A 17,340-nucleotide genomic window follows, 5' to 3' on the forward strand; every position below is an offset into this window, starting at 1 on the left:
AAAGCTTGAGCATCTTCTCGTCTTTCCCCGGTAAATAGATTATGAATAATTGCTTCATCCTCTGAATACAGATGCAGTAACTTAACGTTATCAATCCGAGAATAAATGAGGGGAACACCCGCAAGTTTAAGTAAAGCGGCTTTTTTGCGATCGCGTTCTTTTGCTTTAGCAGAATCGTGATAGAACGATTGAAACTCAACGACTAAGCAAGGATTGTAGTCCGAGTCAATAATTAGTGCATCTACCGAACTGGAACTAAATAAAAATCGTCTCAATTCATACTCTAAATTATTCACCTGTTCACAAATTCTCGCCAGTGACACTTCTGGAAAGATTTTATATTCTGTTCCCACACAAGTCTGTAAAAAATCCAGCATGGCTTCGGCGTGGTAATTAATCAGTCGTTTGGCTTTGACAGACATTAGTTTTGCTCCATAATAATTTTACCAAAAGTGTTAAGAAATTCTTGAACAACCTCTGGAGATTTGATACAAAATTGCTTTGTATATGGAAAAAGCTTATCTTCCTGAAATGTTAGGTAAGTATCGGGATCTCCTAAACTAGCCATGTCAAAATCACCAGCCAAATACTCGACCTCCATCCCTGCTACATAACCTTCGTATTCACCACAAAAACCAGAAAATTCGTATTCACGACAAAAAGGATAAAAAGAACCAACGACTTCGCTATTTAGCTGCTCTAAACCTAATTTTCCATACTTTGATTGTATAGTCTTTAAAAATATATCCTCTTTACTAGGTACAACCCAGATTTGTTCTATCAAAACATCTACTGTATCAGGAAATTCTTCACCAGTTTGTTCACAGTTGAAAATTTTTAAAGTATTTTTTTCTAATAAATTTTCCGGTATTGAAATACATAACTCTCCTTTTCTTTCTTGCAAAATTAACTGATAACGTTTTGCACCTTTCCTCGGATTTTTGAGTTTATAACCAATATATTGAGAAGTGCGTTTCTCCTCAAATTTGTCATAGAAACCAAGTTCTTTTAACAAATTGATCGCTAAAGACATCAAATCTTCTCCACCTTCGATCACCTGGATGCGGGTTGAAATGACGCGAGGAACGCCATCCTCTATCCTGATGCGTTGAATTAAGTCAAACTCCTGTGGACACATAGGCTAATTTCCATGAATCTTGGCTAAGGTTTATAGAAATTAGTATAGATCACCCTTCCTAAAAGTGTCAATAATCTTGGCTAAGATTTTTAGATTTCGCCGAATTGACCAGAAAATGGACATTTTGGCTAATAGCCCCCGTCGGATGGAATTGGCTGAAATCCTTTTATAGCAGGGATTTAGCCCTCTTGAGATGAGTTGAGTTATTTTCTCAAACCTGTTACTCCCCTCGCTTTCTAGATACCGTTTTACACTCCCCCTAAATCCCCTGCCCCCTAAATCCCCCAATTCTGGGGGACTTGGAAAGATGGGGGACTTGGAAAGATGGGGACTTGGAAAAACTTAGTTCCCCCCAAATTTGGGGGGCGGAGGGGGGCAGAGGCTAAACTTGGGGGGCGGAGGGGGGCAGAGGCTAAATTTGAGGGACGGAGGGAGGCGAGGAGGTTAACAAAATTAGAGGTCTTTATGGGTAAAAGGTTTGGCATTTTCACCCGAATAAGTCGCCGCAATATGACCATTTCCGACCACTTTATACTTATAGGTTACTAACCCTTCTAAACCCACTGGCCCACGCGGAGGCATTTGTTGGGTACTAATACCAACTTCCGCCCCAAACCCATAGCGAAAACCATCAGCAAACCGAGTTGAACAGTTGTGAAAAACGCCCGCAGCATCAACAAAATCAAGAAACGTTTGGGCGGTTTCTGTGTCTTCCGTTACGATCGCTTCTGTATGTTTGGAACCGTAGGTGTTGATATGAGTGATCGCATCTTCTAAGGAGTCTACAATTTTAATAGATAAGATTAAATCACAATATTCTGTAGACCAATCTTCGACAGTCGCCGCTTGCATTGGGGTAATATTTTGAGTGCGTTCATCGCCCCGCAATTCAACCTTATGCTGTTTTAATTCGCCCACAACTTTCGGCAAAAATTCAGCCGCAATATCAGAATGAACTAACAATGTTTCTACAGCGTTACAGGCTGCGGGATAGTTTGTTTTCGCGTCAACCGTGATGTTAACCGCTTTCTGAATATCGGCTAATTTATCGATGTAAACGTGACAAATTCCATCCGCATGACCTAACACCGGAATTCGCGTATTTTCCTGAATAAATCTCACAAAAGCGTTAGACCCTCTAGGAATAATCAGGTCAACATATTCATCGAGTTTTAACAGTTCGATAATTTCTTCTCGGGTGGTTAACAGTTGGACGGCGTTGGGATTAATCGCCGTTTTGGAGAGTCCGGTTTGAATGGCTTTTACCAAAACTTGACAGGTATTTGTTGCCTCTTTTCCGCCTTTTAAAATCACTCCATTACCCGATTTTATTGCCAAAGCCGAAATTTGTATGACCGCATCGGGACGGGCTTCAAAAACAACTCCTAAAACGCCTAACGGACAAGTTAAACGCTGGAGAATTAACCCTTCATCTAGTTCTCGATGAATTTGAATTTTACCGACTGGATCGGGTAATTTACCAACATTTCTTAAACCCGTGATTGCACTTTTTAACTTGGTTTCATCCATCTTTAGCCGATTATATAACGGCTTGGGAATGCTATCTTTTTCGGCTTGTTGACAGTCGGTTTTGTTGGCGGCGATAATATCAGCAGTCGCGGCTTCTAAGGCTTGGGCGATTGCTTCTAAAGCTTGATTTTTAGCTTCTGTAGAAACAACGGCTAATTTTTGGGCGGCTTGACGAGTTTGTTGGGCGAGATCGGTTAGAGAGTTGGAAGTCATCATGTTGGTTGCTAAGTCTTAATATTGGCTTTAAATGTTTGCTGTAATGTAGATTTTAACCGAGTTGGTTCATTCATCAAACTATACGTTCAATTTTTGAAGTCAAACCCAGTATAATTACTTATCATTTTAAGGGATTTAGGAAACTCAATCCAAGTCTAAAAAAAATATAAAATTTACTCAAATTGTTCCATTTGATCATCACAATACAACTAGCTCTCAAATTGAAACTCAATTTAGGATAAAGTTATGGTAACCACAGCACAACCTCAAGAAAAAGTTAAAATCAGTCAGACGAAACTGTTGATTAATAATGAATGGGTAGATAGCGTTTCTGGGAAGCGTTTTGAAACCATAAACCCCGCAACAGGAGAAGTGATTTGTGATGTTGCAGAAGCCGATGCTGCGGATGTAGAAAAAGCGGTAACAGCCGCCCGGAAAGCGTTTAATTCGGGAGATTGGCCGAATATTTCTGCCCGAAAACGGGGTGAACTTCTGTATAAATTAGCGGATTTAATCGAACAAAACAAAGAAGAACTTGCCCTTTTAGAAACCCTTGATAATGGGAAACCTATCGGCGAGTCTATGACAATAGATTTACCGTTTGCGATCGCTTGTTATCGGTATTATGCAGGTTGGGCGGATAAAATTCAAGGTAAAACGATTCCCGTTGACGGCCCCCATTTATGTTACACTCGCCATGAACCTGTAGGCGTTGTCGGTCAAATTATTCCCTGGAATTTTCCCCTTGTTATGCAAGCCTGGAAACTCGGCCCTGCGTTGGCTGCGGGAAATACTGTGATTCTAAAAACGGCAGAACAAACGCCGCTTTCTGCTTTACGAATTGGGGAATTAATATTAGAAGCAGGGTTTCCGCCGGGAGTCGTTAATATTTTATCAGGTTACGGGCCTACTGCGGGTGCGGCTATTTCTCATCACATGGATATTGACAAAGTTGCGTTTACAGGTTCAACAGAAGTCGGACATTTAATTATGGAAGCGGCTGCTAAAACGAACCTAAAACGGGTGACTTTAGAGTTGGGTGGAAAGAGTCCGAATATTGTGTTTGCGGATGCCGATTTTGATGCAGCAATTGCAGGGGTTCATCTGGGTTTATTCTTTAATCAAGGGCAATGTTGTAACGCAGGTTCACGGGTGTTTGTTGAAGAAAGTTGTTACGATGAATTTGTGCAGAAATGTGCGGAAAAAGCTCAACAACGCCGAGTCGGAGATCCCTTTGATGAACAGACTCAACAAGGCCCCCAAGTTGATGATGTTCAGTTTGAAAGAGTGATGAGTTATATTGAGTCGGGAATGCGTGAAGGCGCTAAAGTTTTATGTGGTGGAAAGCGTGTAGGCGATCGCGGTTATTTTATTGAACCAACTGTTTTTGCTGATGTTCAAGACCACATGAAAATTGCCCGTGAAGAAATTTTTGGCCCGGTAATGAGTATTATTAAGTTCAAAGATGTTGAGGAAGTCATTCAACGGGCGAACGATACAATATATGGTTTAGCCGCAGGAATTTGGACAAAAGATCTCAGTAAAGCCCATAAAGTTGCTCACAGTGTTCGGGCAGGAACAGTTTGGGTTAATACTTATCATGCTTTTGATGTAGCAGCGCCTTTTGGTGGCTTTAAACAGTCAGGAATTGGCCGTGAATTGGGTGAGTATGGTTTGCAACAATACACCGAAATTAAAACGGTAAATATTCGATTGTAAGATGTAAGGTGCATCAAACTGGTTGATTTGCTGATGATTGAACAACATTAAAAACTTGATGCACCCTACTATATTTAGGGTAAGGTGCATTAAACTGGTTGATTTGGTAATTGTTGAAAAAAGATGTGTACTTTGATGCACCCTACTTTTTATCTAGATATTCCAAAGAGCTAAATAAGCATCCTTTGCACCTAGAGGATTGGGGTTAATTGCACCGGGAGTTGTCGCGACTGCGGGTTGATTAATCGTTGCAAAAATCGCTGCTTGACCATTACGAACTGCAAATCCATTGACATTCCCTTTGGAACCATCTGTATCACCTGTTTGAGTTAAAGGAGTCCAGAATTTTCGCACTGTATAATCAGGTGTTAATCCGATGACTGCAATTTCACCCAAAGTGTAATTTCCAACCGTTTCACCGTTTATTTGTTGGCTATTTCGGTTTTGGAGTTGGAACGCAGAGGAACCACCAATATAGACATTTCCAAACTCATCTGCGGTGATGGAATGTGGGTTAAAACTATTGGGTTTCGTTCCATCGTTAGTTAAGATAAATTGACCTCGTTCGATATTACCATTCGTTGGATTAATTTGAGAATGGAAGGTGAATGAACCTGCACCTGCACCCGCAAAATTATTGAATTGATCAACGGTAACTTTGGTGGCTAATTGTTGGGTAATATCTTCACCATCTCGTTGAAATACGTTATTTCCGCCATCTGTTTTACCCAGGAAATAGAGTCCACCATTTTGTCCGAAAGTAATTCGTTCTCCCCGTGTATCTGCCCCTAAATTTTGTCCGGTTACTTGTGCTGCGCTATAATCCCAAGTGTTCCAAATTTGTGCGAGATTAGTATCAAATCCTCGGATAAAGGGCGTTTGTAAGTTGGCAGTGACTTGATTAAATCCGGTTACATACACTTGTTTTGTGGTGGGATTAATGGTAATATCCGCCGGACGAATATCGGTTCCAGTTAAGGTTTGAGTGGCTAATTGAGTTCCGGTTGGACTCCACAATGTAACTGTATCATTGCTATTTGTTAGTGTGGCAACAGTACCATCATTTGCAACTGCAACTCGGTCAAATGTTCCGGTTTGTGACCATAAAACGGTTCCAGCATTTTGATTATAAACTTTGATTCCAAAGCTACCAACTGTAACAATTTCACCACTATCGCGATCAACATCCATATCGTTAACAACACCGCCTAAAGCTGTTGTTGAAAGGGGTGCTGTATTGGCATCAGTTAGGCGACGAATTTCACCCGCACCATTAAAGTTTCCTGCTACAATAATCGCTTGATCGATAGGAGAAATTTCAACCGCACTGGCTAAATCATCACTTGCAGTTCCTAAGTAAGTTGCACTGGTAAGTTGAAGATTACTACTTGGATCATTATCAACAATTTGCAATGAAGCTGTATTTTGTGTTCCCAAAGTTGCCCCACCAGTTGGTGTTCCTAAGACTAAGTTTAGGGTTTCTGTCGGTTCAAATGTGGTATCATTGATAATGGGAATTGTAACGCTTTTCGGTGTACTATCTCCATCCGCAAAGTTAACTATTATGGGTGCGTTGGTATAATCTGCTGGAGAAGTTGCGCTTCCATTTGTTTGAGTCAAATTAACACTAACAGCACCCTGACTTCCTCCAGTCCGGGTAACAGTAATTTCTGTAATTGGTGTACCATCTTCATTGACGCTAAATGTAGCCGCACTAAAGTTAATTGTTCCCGGCATCAACACATCATTATCAACAATATTAACGCTAGAAGTTGCGGTTCCTAAAGTTGCACCTCCTGTGATATTAGTGAGAACTAAATCAAACAACTCATTCCCTTCAACTGTGGTATCTTCTAAAATTGGAACCGTCAAAGATTGAGTCGTTTCTGTATCCGCAAATGTGAGAGTTCCAGAGGTAGCAGTGTAGTCAGTTCCAGCTATCGCCGTGTTATCATTGGTAGCATAATTAACGGTAACAATTCCATCAGTTCCACCCGTTCTATTCACCGTAATTGTGGCGGTTGTTGCATTCTCATTGACATCAATATTGGCGACAGAAAAGCCTAATGTTCCGGGATTGGTAACGACATCATTATCAACAATATTAACGCTAGAAGTTGCGGTTCCTAAAGTTGCACCTCCTGTGATATTAGTCAGAACTAAATCAAACAACTCATTCCCTTCAACTGTGGTATCTTCCAAAATTGGAACCGTCAAAAATTGAGTCGTTTCTGTATCCGCAAATGTGAGAGTTCCAGAGGTAGCAGTGTAGTCATTTCCAGCTATCGCCGTGTTATCATTGGTAGCATAATTAACGGTAACAATTCCATCAGTTCCACCCGTTCTATTCACCGTAATTGTGGCGGTTGTTGCATTCTCATTGACATCAATATTGGCGACAGAAAAGCCTAATGTTCCGGGATTGGTAACGACATCATTATCAACAATATTAACGCTAGAAGTTGCGGTTCCTAAAGTTGCACCTCCTGTGATATTAGTGAGAACTAAATCAAACAACTCATTCCCTTCAACTGTGGTATCTTCTAAAATTGGAACCGTCAAAGATTGAGTCGTTTCTGTATCCGCAAATGTGAGAGTTCCAGAGGTAGTAGTGTAGTCAGTTCCAGCTATCGCCGTGTTATCAGTGGTAGCATAATTAACGGTAACAATTCCATCAGTTCCACCCGTTCTATTCACCGTAATTGTGGCGGTTGTTGCATTCTCATTGACATCAATATTGGCGACAGAAAAGCCTAATGTTCCGGGATTGGTAACGACATCATTATCAACAATATTAACGCTAGAAGTTGCGGTTCCTAAAGTTGCACCTCCTGTGATATTAGTGAGAACTAAATCAAACAACTCATTCCCTTCAACTGTGGTATCTTCTAAAATTGGAACCGTCAAAGATTGAGTCGTTTCTGTATCCGCAAATGTGAGAGTTCCAGAGGTAGTAGTGTAGTCATTTCCAGCTATCGCCGTGTTATCATTGGTAGCATAATTAACCGTAACAATTCCATCAGTTCCACCCGTTCTATTCACCGTAATTGTGGCGGTTCCTGCATTCTCATTGACATCAATATTGGCGACAGAAAAGCCTAATGTTCCGGGATTGGTAACGACATCATTATCAACAATATTAACGCTAGAAGTTGCGGTTCCTAAAGTTGCACCTCCTGTGATATTAGTGAGAACTAAATCAAACAACTCATTCCCTTCAACTGTGGTATCTTCTAAAATTGGAACCGTCAAAGATTGAGTCGTTTCTGTATCCGCAAATGTGAGAGTTCCAGAGGTAGTAGTGTAGTCATTTCCAGCTATCGCCGTGTTATCATTGGTAGCATAATTAACGGTAACAATTCCATCAGTTCCACCCGTTCTATTCACCGTAATTGTGGCGGTTGTTGCATTCTCATTGACATCAATATTGGCGACAGAAAAGCCTAATGTTCCGGGATTGGTAACGACATCATTATCAACAATATTAACGCTAGAAGTTGCGGTTCCTAAAGTTGCACCTCCTGTGATATTAGTGAGAACTAAATCAAACAACTCATTCCCTTCAACTGTGGTATCTTCTAAAATTGGAACCGTCAAAGATTGAGTCGTTTCTGTATCCGCAAATGTGAGAGTTCCAGAGGTAGTAGTGTAGTCATTTCCAGCTATCGCCGTGTTATCATTGGTAGCATAATTAACCGTAACAATTCCATCAGTTCCACCCGTTCTATTCACCGTAATTGTGGCGGTTGTTGCATTCTCATTGACATCAATATTGGCGACAGAAAAGCCTAATGTTCCCGCAACAGGAATAGGTTCGGGGATAGGTTCAGGTAAAGGTTCGGGAATAGGTTCAGGTAAAGGTTCGGGGATAGGTTCGGGAATAGGTTCAGGTAAAGGTGTTGGTATGGGTTCGGGTAAAGGTGTTGGTATGGGTTCAGGTAAAGGTTCGGGTGTGGGTTCAGGAGTAGGTTCAGGTAAAGGTTCGGGTGTTGGCGTCGGTTCATTATCTGAATCTGGTAATGTAAAATCATCAGAATTCAGGATATTACTGTTAACATTTTTGAGAATTGCGAGGAATTCATTTGTATTTTTATTTTGAATGATAGTATCACTCACAAACTCGTCTGTACCTTGATAAATATTCAACTCATCAAAGGTGAGAAGATTGAGTAACCCTATTTCATCTTGTTCAACATTGAAGTCGTTAATAATATCTGCTTCAGCGAGACTAAATCCTCCAGTTCCTGCACCTAGAAAAAATGTATCATTTCCGTCTCCACCTGTAATTGTATCTGAACCGAGATCCCCAAGTAAAGTATCATTTCCTAAGTCACCAAATAGGATATCATCTCCTACTCCTCCTGCAACAAGATCGTTTTCTTTTCCTCCATAAAGAACATCATCTCCACTGTTTCCTAGTACCTCATCTGAACCGCGATCGCCAAATACAATATCGTTTCCAATATCACCAAATAGGATATCATTATTTTGACCTCCGGTGAGTGTATCATCGCCTTTTCCTGCATAAAGGGTATCGTCTCCTTTATTTCCTAACAAGAAATCATTATCTTGATTTCCTCCTAAAACATCATTTCCACTTAAGCCAAAAATTGTATCGTTTCCGGCTAAACTGAATATCATATCATTTCCTTCGGTTCCTAAAATGCTATCTGATCCTAGACTAGGAACGAAAGAATTTAGACTCAATATTAAGTCCGTATCATCAGAGGAGGGAATATTAGCTGTGTTGAAAGTTTGTAAATCATTATTGGTCAGAAAATTATCAAGGCTGTTAATCGCTAAAGCCTCTGTATCATAGTTATTGATAATCATATAAAGTTGTCTCCTAAAAGAAGAAGAATTTTTGCTTCTAACTTCTTCTTCTAGAATTCGTTGATTCATCCGGAGTTTTGAGTTTTTTTAAATTGAATTAATTTAAGTTTTATTGATGTTATTACTTACATAAAAACCGAATATAAGATCATCGGAAACTGTGATTTTAAGTAAAATTAACGAGAACAATATGTGATTTAAAATACTAAGACAAAAATATATAACAATCGGAAATGCTGATAAAAAAGATCTCGCCCCCAAACCCCCAATTCTGGGGGCTTTAAGCGGATCGAATTTTTACGGATCATTTCACACTGCTATATTCCTCTCGAATCAATTTTGAAGATTTATAAACGGTTTTCATCTCTCATTGCTTGAAGAAGTAAGACACAGGAAAAATCCGGCTTCTGGAGACTACTCTAGTCAAGGGTAATGTGAGAGTGCTTTTCATCTGATCACCTTTGTTTTAAAATAGATTAAGGTCAATGATCATAGGATAAAAATGACAATTTTGGGTAGCATTCAACCGGAACCAGATGAAAAGAGTTGGCAATATCAGTTAGATCGATTTGTTGAAAATAATCAGCAAGAGTTAGCCGCATTAGCTTGGGGATTTTATCAAGAACAAACTGAACATGACAATACATTAGGAATTGATCTCTTACCGACTCCTCATTTTATTTCTTGTTCGCGAGATGCTTTGGAAAAATTAAATAAAAGTGTAAATAACAAACTGCAAGAAATTTTAGGGTTAGTAGATGGCTATCAACCTGAACAAGAAGTATTAATGATTGGCTTTGCGAATAATGGTGTGAAACTGATCTATTTTGAACCTGAATTAACTCCCCCTGAATGTTTTCAAACTTTAGGTCAAAATATTTCAAGTTTATCAGAAAAACTAGAAGCAAAAATGATAGCAGAGATGAAAATCTAAATTAAAATCTAAATTAAAATTATTAATTCATTCGTTTAAATCCCAGTCTAAACAGAGATCATCAACAGGCCCGTTGGGATGAATAGCACAGTTAATTCCATTCTGACCATGATAATATAAACACACTTGGCAAGGTCGGATTTGATTCAGTTCTTGCTGTAATTTTTTCCATTTATTGTCGGTAATTTTTAGCGTTTGACCTGCTAATAAATGATTGGGGTCAATTGCTAACGTTTGCTGAAAGGCATTTACAGCACTTTTGTATAGCTTAATAATTTGATGTTCTGATGTTTGCAAAGCTGAAGTTCGATTTTCATAGAACTTAATCAGTTTTAGAGTTAAAATACCATAGCGAAACCAATCGTCAGATGAAACTTGATGAGTCGATTTTTTAGTCTTGAGTAATACTCGTTTAATCGTCTGTAAAAGTTCACGAGTTTTCCAAGGCTTACTGACATAGGCTTCGGCGTGTTTTATGCCTTCATAAATTGCTAGATGTTGTTCTTTTCCCGTGATAAAAACAACCGGAATATTCTGTGTTTTGGGGTTAGCTTTAATTAAACGACAAACTCGATAGCCATCAATTCGAGGCATAACAACGTCTAACAAAATTAAATCTGGACAGGTAGCTTGCAGTTTATTTAAAGCATCAATTCCATCACACGCTTGAATTACATTCATGCCATTCCAGGCTAACTGGTAGGAAATACATTCTCGCTGAGTGTGAGAATCTTCAACAATTAAAATGGTGTTCATGGGTGCAAGGACAGGATAAAGATAGGCACAAATAATCAACTCTTGTGATTAGTTTACCCAGTTTGACCAATATTGTTGTCACTAATGGTACAAATTGTACCTACAACTTTGATCTAAAACATTGAGAGTCAATAGCAACCTAATTTGATTGTAGAAAGTTTAAAATATATTGTGCAGTGAGTTGAGGTTGTTCTAAATGAGGGACATGACCACAGTTTTTAATCCAGATTAACTGAGAATTGACGATAGCTTGCTGAAATTTTTGGGCATCTGCTGTTCCTAAAATCCGATCATTTTCCCCCCATAAAATTAAGGTTTGCTGCTGAATTTTATGTAACATTTTCCGAAAAGATCCATATCCTCCATTTTTAGTAAAACTAATTAAAGCCCGATTCCACAAGGGCATTTCTAAATGTAATGCTGCACAAATTTGAGCATCACGAGAAGCAAAAGTTTTGTCAAAGTAAGCCGTTTCACTAATTCCTTGTCTAATTTTAGGGTTGCGTAAAAATCCAGTCGCTAAAGTATCAAGCGGAGGAAAGAGAAACTTCCCTAAAATGGGGCCAGGACTCATTCCAGCACTGCCAATTAAAACTAATGATTTAACAGCTTCAGGATGATTTAAGGTAAAATCAAGAGCAGCAGCACCACCCATAGAAGTACCAACTAATATTACAGGTTGCTGAATTAAACTCTGCCAAAAACAGTATAAATGAGTGGATATTGTCCGAGGACTAATCTGGATATTAACATCTCGTTCTGTAAACCCAAATCCTAATAAATCAACTGCCCAAGTCTCATTTTGAGGTGCTAATCTGGGCAATAATCGTCTAAACTCTAACACAGAACTATCAAAACCATGCAAGAGTAAAATTGGTGTTCCTTCACTTCCTTGATGAATATAACTGGTGAGAATAGGTTTTTTTCTTAGAGGCGTAGAAATAGGTTGATATTCAATTTTTTGGGCGAGATTAATAGAAGTAGATTCAGTGAGTTTTTGGACTGGAGCAGGGAGAAAACTAGGAAACATGATCGAGTTTAAAGGGTTAAATTAGCTGTTAGCTTGATTAATACGCTAACTTTTAAAGCCTGTGACTAGAGCAATAATACCAAATGCTAAGATAATTATACCAGAAATTCGGTTAATAATTTTGAGAATGCGATCGCTAAATTTTTCTCGGAATAGACTCACCCCACTGGCTAACAATAACCACCAAAATGCTGAACCCATAAATACACCCAAAACTAAAAGAACAGCATCAAAATTAGTGCTTGTTGTGGCGAGTCCTAATCCTGCAAAGATGGCTAAAAAGGATAAAATAGTCATGGGATTAGTAATCGTCAAGAAAAATGTTGAAGCAAAAACTCCTACAGATTGTGTTGAGGTAGCTGCTTCTTTAGCAGGTTTTTCTAAAAAGGTTTTAAGACCCAAATAACAAAGAAATAATCCGCCAATACTTTTAAACCAAATTTGTTGATTGACTAAAAAATTAGCAACTAAACTGAGTCCAAATCCCGCAATACAACCATACAGAGCATCCGCTGTTGCTGCACCCAAACCTGAGATAAACCCGGTCATTTTTCCGTAGGTTAAAGAACGACGAATACATAAAACTCCAATCGGCCCAACGGGAGCAGCAATGGAAAAACCGATTAATAAACCTTTTAAGAAAAAACTCATTTCCATCAATTTACTCAACTTTTCTTTCAAAAGGGAGGTAACGGAATTGCTGAAGTTTCTTTCGCTGTTGATAAAACAACCGTTGTGCGAGTTTTTAAAATCCCTGAAATCCCTTTAATTTCTTCACTGACAATTCGTTCTAAATGGCGAGTATTTTGACAGCGAACCTTCAATAAATAATCATCGTCTCCGGTGATGTGGTGACACTCCATGACTGCGGACATTTCCTCAATACGCTGCAAAAAAGCGGCGCGATATTGGGGTTGTTGCAAAGTAACTGCAATAAAAGCCGTGAGTTCACAACCGACTGCTTCAGGGTTTATACGGGCGTTGTACCCTTGAATGACACCTCGTTCTTCTAGCCGTTTGACTCGTTCTGCTGTTGCTGGGGCCGACAACCCTAACACGGAAGCCAGTTCAGACCAGGTGATACGACCCTGCACCATCAGATGCTGAATAACTTTTATATCTATTGTATCCAAGACAATTAACCTTATTTTATTAAGTTTATAAAGTTTATAGCACAAAAAATAAGGTATTTGCAAGATTATACCCTATAAAGCAAAGTTGAGTTATTGGAACGAAGACAGCAAAAAGTATATAGAGACACCCATCTCTACAGCAAATTTAACTCAACTGGCTTCTGATTAACTTTTTGAACTCACGGTTAATCACTGTTTAACTTAACTTGTTCAACACTCAAATCTTCGATTAAACTCAGACTAAGAGGTTGACTCTCAAGGCCACTCATTTGAGAATCTTTAACCACTTGTCTAACTTGTTCAGAACTCAAATCTTCGATTAAACTCAGACTAAAAGGTTGACTCTCAATGCTACTAATATAGGTTTGAGAAAGATAGGGATAATAATCCGAGTTTTTCTGAAGATAAGTATCAAAAAAAGTCAAGCTTAATGCTTTTAAATAAGGATAGGCAAAATTAGGATCTGGGCCAATTAATTTCGGAGGAACAGTTAACCGTCCGCCACTTTCTCGCAAAAAAGAAAAATGAGTTCCTGGCTCAACTAAAACCAGATGTTTTCTAGAAGTTTTTAACCAACTATAGGGTTTAATTTGCTCTGTAACTGCCGGAGTCACATAATCTTTTGTTCCCCCAATGATCATAGTTGGAATACGAATTTGACTCATTCCTTCCTCTCCAAAAATCAAACTGGTGAGAGGATTAATCGCAATGACAGCTTTAATTCGTGGATCTTCAAAATTTTTCTGCTGTGATGCAACTTCCAAAGAACGACATTGTAGTAATGTAGAAATATTTAAGGTAATTCGTCGATCTTCAGACTTTCGACAACCCTCGGTTAAATTCTCTGGATTCATTTCTGCTCCGGCAACAGCGAGTGCTGTATACCCTCCAAAAGACTGACCTAAAATCCCCACATTATTAAAATCAATTTTCCTTTTCCAGACTGGATTCGATTGATATTTTGCCTCTAATTCATCGAGTAAAGAAGTAATATCTAAAGGTCGATTGGCAAATACAGAGGGATTCGGAGGACGTTCAAACCCCTCAAAAAATCGAGCAAATGTGTTGGCACTGGTATCAATATGTTCTGGAACTGCGACTGCAAAACCATGAGAGGCTAAATGTTCAGCAATATAACTAAATGTTTGGGGATCGGAACCCAAACCATGAGAAATAACGATTAAAGGAACAGGCTTTTTGACTTGAGGTAAATAAAGTCTCAAAGGCGAAGGCTGATCACGATTGGGATTGCGAAAGGTCAATTCTTCCTCTGTCCAGGGAATTAAACCTTTTTTTCTCGGATCGGGTAAATTAAAAGTATAGTTTTCATTAATTTTAGCCTGTTGTGCTTGCTGTTCAACTGATTGAATAACTAACTCATCTTCAACCAAAATTTGAAGAACATCTTCTAAGAGTTCTAAACTAAAATTCAAATCAACTCGAATACTTTCGCCGGGAAATTCTTCTAAAATACGCAATATTGTTAAACCTTCTGGATGAGCTGAGGCTTGACCAATTGCTATTCTTAATGCTGCATAACCATTCTCATTTTTGTCTGTTTTCAACACTTTTCCGATCCGAGTCAAAAGTACGCTTCCGGTTGGTGTATCAAGAAACTGTCCAACACTCCAAGGACTAGCTTCTAAAGGAGTCTGTAAAATTTTTCTGAGCTTCTCCCCATCTTTTAATTTCAGCAGTGTTCCATACAATGACAAGATCGGGGTAACTTTACCTTGTTTTGCAAACTGTTGAATTTCATTAATGGAAACAGAGGATTCCGCCGGGCCATAAGAAATGGTAATTTGTTCTGCACCTAAAGCAGGAATTGCAGTTAGCACGCTAGAAACAATTCCCATACTCAGCGCAACTAAACGAGAATTGAGACGAGAGAACCTCCGTTGACGCTCAAAAAATAGTTGATGTAATCGGGGGTTTAGTCGAGGTATACATTGAAACATAATGGTATTCTCCCAAATCAAAAGACTGAGAAATCAGAAAGAGGATTGTTAAAATCGGCTTCTGAGATTAAGAATATTTTGAAGCCTAAAAAGTTTTTCTTTGGTCTTCAGTGATTTGCCGGAAATTTTGCATTTTTGATCGGCAATTTTCCTTTCCTCTTTCTGTCTACCTGTCTCCTTGCCCTCTGCTTAAGACTCGATACTCCGCTCAAGTTGTACAAACGGAATCAACCACTTAACATCATAGGGTTGCAGAGTAATGACCATTTTATCGTTTGTTGTCGTCCAACCCCGTTGACCGACGAGATCATACCAGTGAGTTTCTGCTGCTTCAAGTTCCGATAAAGGAATTTCAACTTGACAAATTTTATTCGCAACATTGGTTAATGTCAGGATAGATTGATCCTGTTTTGGAGAGGTTCGTAATACAGCAAATACTTCGGGAGAAATCATCAAAATCTTTTGTTCTCCATTGGGATGAAAAGCGGTATAACGTACCCGAAGATCGAGTAAATGTCCGAGTTTCTTAAGAATAAAAGAAAGCCGGGATTTGCGATCCTGCACATCTTCAATTAAACGGTTAACATCAATCACTTTGCGGTTAATATCTCGCTTAGATTTAGTTCGCAACACGGCATCAATATCATTGCGAGTCCCAATTAAACCATGAAAATAAATCCCCGGAACCCCTCGTAAGACTAAAGCAATACTGCGGGAAGCTACAAAACGTTTCACTTGAAAACTAATATCTTCCCCATTATTATCCAGGTTGAGAGCGCTATACCAAGTTGTATTAATTTCATAGGGTTCTTCGCCATTCTCTCCGGTTTTGTAGGAAACAAATGCTCCATGTTCTCTCGCTTTTTGGATAATAAAATTAATTTCTTCTTTAGGTAAAATACTCTTAATTCCCATCAATCCTATGCCATCATGGGTATCTAGCATATTCAAAAATGTCGTCATTTTGGACAAGTATTTGAGTTCTTTTGCCCAATTAGATAAAGCGGTTGTATCTTCTCGATAAAAGGTGTAAAGCACTAGCGGTGGTAAGGCAAAGTTATAAACCATTTGTGCCTCATCATCACCCTGACCAAAATAGGAAATATTTTGTTCGTGAGGTACATTAGTTTCGGTAATTAATCCCACAGTGGGAGCGACAGCTTTGACAATATCACGAAAGAGTTTAATAACTTGGTGAGTTTCTTCTAAATTTGCACAGGGCGTTCCCGGTTCTTCCCAAAGATAAGTCACCGCATCTAAGCGCACTAAATTGGCTCCCCGTCGAATATAAAGCAGGAGAGTTTCTATTACACCTAATAAAACTTTAGGATTTTTATAATTGAGGTCAATTTGATCCGGTGAAAAGGTTGTCCATACCCAAGTCGGGCCGTTAATCGATTGAAATTCTGTTAAAATATCGGAAGTTCGAGGACGAACAATTATTCGCCTTTCTTCGGGTGTTAGTTCATCGGGGGAATGATAAGTCGTAAAGTAATCTTTGTAGTCGGGGTTGCCATTGAGCATCCGTTGAAATAAAGGACTTTTGGAGGAAACATGGTTAAAAACACCATCAAACATCAGTTGATAATAGTTTCCCATTTCCTCAATATCTTTCCATGATCCTAAATTGGGATCAACGCTATCAAAATCTATCACAGAAAAACCGCGATCAGAAGAATAGGGAAAGAACGGCAGAATATGCAGGGTGTTGATACTTAACCCCAAATAATGATTTAAAAAATGAGCTAACGTTGAGAGTGGAGATTGTCCATCTCCCTTGAGTAAATCACCGTAAGTAATCAAGATCAAATCCCATTCAGTAAAGCGATTATTGGGATCAAAATCTTGTTCTTCTTCTATGAGTTCGGAAGGTTTATGAGCATAATGAACTTTCAGAATTCTTTCTAATTCAGGCATAAAATTTTTAGCCTGTTCTTCACTATAAAGAAAGCAAAATCGCTGGAACATTTGTTGATATAATTCGGGCGCAATTTCTAAGGTCGGTCTGGTGTAGTCCGGTGCGTCATTGTAGGGAATTCGGACTCTCCGCATTGATTTTTGAAGCTGCTGACTGGTGTGATCCATAACGATTT

The 17,340-nt window shown here is 39.0% G+C and carries 12 protein-coding genes; 2 read left to right on the plus strand and 10 right to left on the minus strand.

Annotated elements, in window-relative coordinates; genetic code table 11:
• The 3 genes from L8106_RS01200 to L8106_RS01210 all read right to left on the minus strand — a co-directional run.
• The coding region (locus tag L8106_RS01200) for a DUF2726 domain-containing protein (RefSeq protein ID WP_009782328.1) at positions 1–422 on the minus strand (422 nt) is incomplete at its 3' end.
• Entirely contained in the window at positions 422–1,138 is a 717-nt protein-coding gene (locus L8106_RS01205; RefSeq protein ID WP_009782329.1) for a hypothetical protein, read from the minus strand. The genes L8106_RS01205 and L8106_RS01200, both read right to left, overlap by 1 nt.
• A gap of 453 nt (positions 1,139–1,591) precedes the next feature.
• The gene (locus tag L8106_RS01210; RefSeq protein WP_039895259.1) at positions 1,592–2,884 is read right to left on the minus strand and encodes a glutamate-5-semialdehyde dehydrogenase; all 1,293 of its coding nucleotides are present in this window, start codon (positions 2,882–2,884) and stop codon (positions 1,592–1,594) included.
• Between the two features lie 246 nt (positions 2,885–3,130).
• On the opposite strand from L8106_RS01210, the gene L8106_RS01215 reads away from it, so the two are divergent.
• Positions 3,131–4,603: an aldehyde dehydrogenase family protein gene (locus L8106_RS01215; RefSeq protein WP_009782331.1), complete on the plus strand. Its 1,473-nt coding sequence runs from the start codon at positions 3,131–3,133 to the stop codon at positions 4,601–4,603.
• A gap of 153 nt (positions 4,604–4,756) precedes the next feature.
• Here the strand turns inward: L8106_RS01215 and L8106_RS01220 are convergent, their stop codons facing one another.
• Entirely contained in the window at positions 4,757–9,505 is a 4,749-nt protein-coding gene (locus tag L8106_RS01220; RefSeq protein WP_009782332.1) for a calcium-binding protein, read from the minus strand.
• A 433-nt stretch (positions 9,506–9,938) separates the two neighbouring features.
• Between L8106_RS01220 and L8106_RS01225 the strand changes: the two genes are divergently transcribed.
• Complete coding sequence (locus tag L8106_RS01225) at positions 9,939–10,370, plus strand: hypothetical protein (RefSeq protein ID WP_009782333.1); 432 nt, start codon at positions 9,939–9,941, stop codon at positions 10,368–10,370.
• 27 nt (positions 10,371–10,397) lie between these two features.
• On the opposite strand, the gene L8106_RS01230 is transcribed toward L8106_RS01225, so the two are convergent.
• The 6 genes from L8106_RS01230 to L8106_RS01255 form a co-directional block, all read right to left on the minus strand.
• Complete coding sequence (locus L8106_RS01230) at positions 10,398–11,126, minus strand: PleD family two-component system response regulator (RefSeq protein ID WP_009782334.1); 729 nt, start codon at positions 11,124–11,126, stop codon at positions 10,398–10,400.
• 139 nt (positions 11,127–11,265) lie between these two features.
• Positions 11,266–12,156, minus strand: a complete 891-nt coding sequence (locus L8106_RS01235; RefSeq protein ID WP_009782335.1) for an alpha/beta fold hydrolase — start codon at positions 12,154–12,156, stop codon at positions 11,266–11,268.
• A 45-nt stretch (positions 12,157–12,201) separates the two neighbouring features.
• Entirely contained in the window at positions 12,202–12,813 is a 612-nt protein-coding gene (locus L8106_RS01240) for a LysE family translocator (RefSeq protein WP_009782336.1), read from the minus strand.
• Positions 12,814–12,833: 20 nt separating this feature from the next.
• The gene (locus tag L8106_RS01245; protein WP_071941358.1) at positions 12,834–13,289 is read right to left on the minus strand and encodes an Lrp/AsnC family transcriptional regulator; all 456 of its coding nucleotides are present in this window, start codon (positions 13,287–13,289) and stop codon (positions 12,834–12,836) included.
• 185 nt (positions 13,290–13,474) lie between these two features.
• The gene (locus L8106_RS01250) at positions 13,475–15,247 is read right to left on the minus strand and encodes an alpha/beta hydrolase (protein ID WP_009782338.1); all 1,773 of its coding nucleotides are present in this window, start codon (positions 15,245–15,247) and stop codon (positions 13,475–13,477) included.
• A gap of 189 nt (positions 15,248–15,436) precedes the next feature.
• A complete protein-coding gene (locus tag L8106_RS01255; RefSeq protein WP_009782339.1) occupies positions 15,437–17,332 on the minus strand; it encodes an alpha-amylase family glycosyl hydrolase in 1,896 nt (631 codons plus the stop codon).
• Positions 17,333–17,340 lie beyond the last annotated feature (8 nt).

This window comes from Lyngbya sp. PCC 8106 (genome assembly GCF_000169095.1).
Taxonomy (GTDB): domain Bacteria; phylum Cyanobacteriota; class Cyanobacteriia; order Cyanobacteriales; family Microcoleaceae; genus Capilliphycus.

Coding starts and splice junctions, on each gene's coding strand:
- L8106_RS01250 (WP_009782338.1), bottom strand. CDS start 15,247: ATGTTTCAATGTATACCTCGACTAAACCCCCGATTACATCAACTATTT.
- L8106_RS01210 (WP_039895259.1), bottom strand. CDS start 2,884: ATGATGACTTCCAACTCTCTAACCGATCTCGCCCAACAAACTCGTCAA.
- L8106_RS01230 (WP_009782334.1), bottom strand. CDS start 11,126: ATGAACACCATTTTAATTGTTGAAGATTCTCACACTCAGCGAGAATGT.
- L8106_RS01225 (WP_009782333.1), top strand. CDS start 9,939: ATGACAATTTTGGGTAGCATTCAACCGGAACCAGATGAAAAGAGTTGG.
- L8106_RS01205 (WP_009782329.1), bottom strand. CDS start 1,138: ATGTGTCCACAGGAGTTTGACTTAATTCAACGCATCAGGATAGAGGAT.
- L8106_RS01215 (WP_009782331.1), top strand. CDS start 3,131: ATGGTAACCACAGCACAACCTCAAGAAAAAGTTAAAATCAGTCAGACG.
- L8106_RS01220 (WP_009782332.1), bottom strand. CDS start 9,505: ATGAATCAACGAATTCTAGAAGAAGAAGTTAGAAGCAAAAATTCTTCT.
- L8106_RS01255 (WP_009782339.1), bottom strand. CDS start 17,332: ATGGATCACACCAGTCAGCAGCTTCAAAAATCAATGCGGAGAGTCCGA.
- L8106_RS01235 (WP_009782335.1), bottom strand. CDS start 12,156: ATGTTTCCTAGTTTTCTCCCTGCTCCAGTCCAAAAACTCACTGAATCT.
- L8106_RS01240 (WP_009782336.1), bottom strand. CDS start 12,813: ATGGAAATGAGTTTTTTCTTAAAAGGTTTATTAATCGGTTTTTCCATT.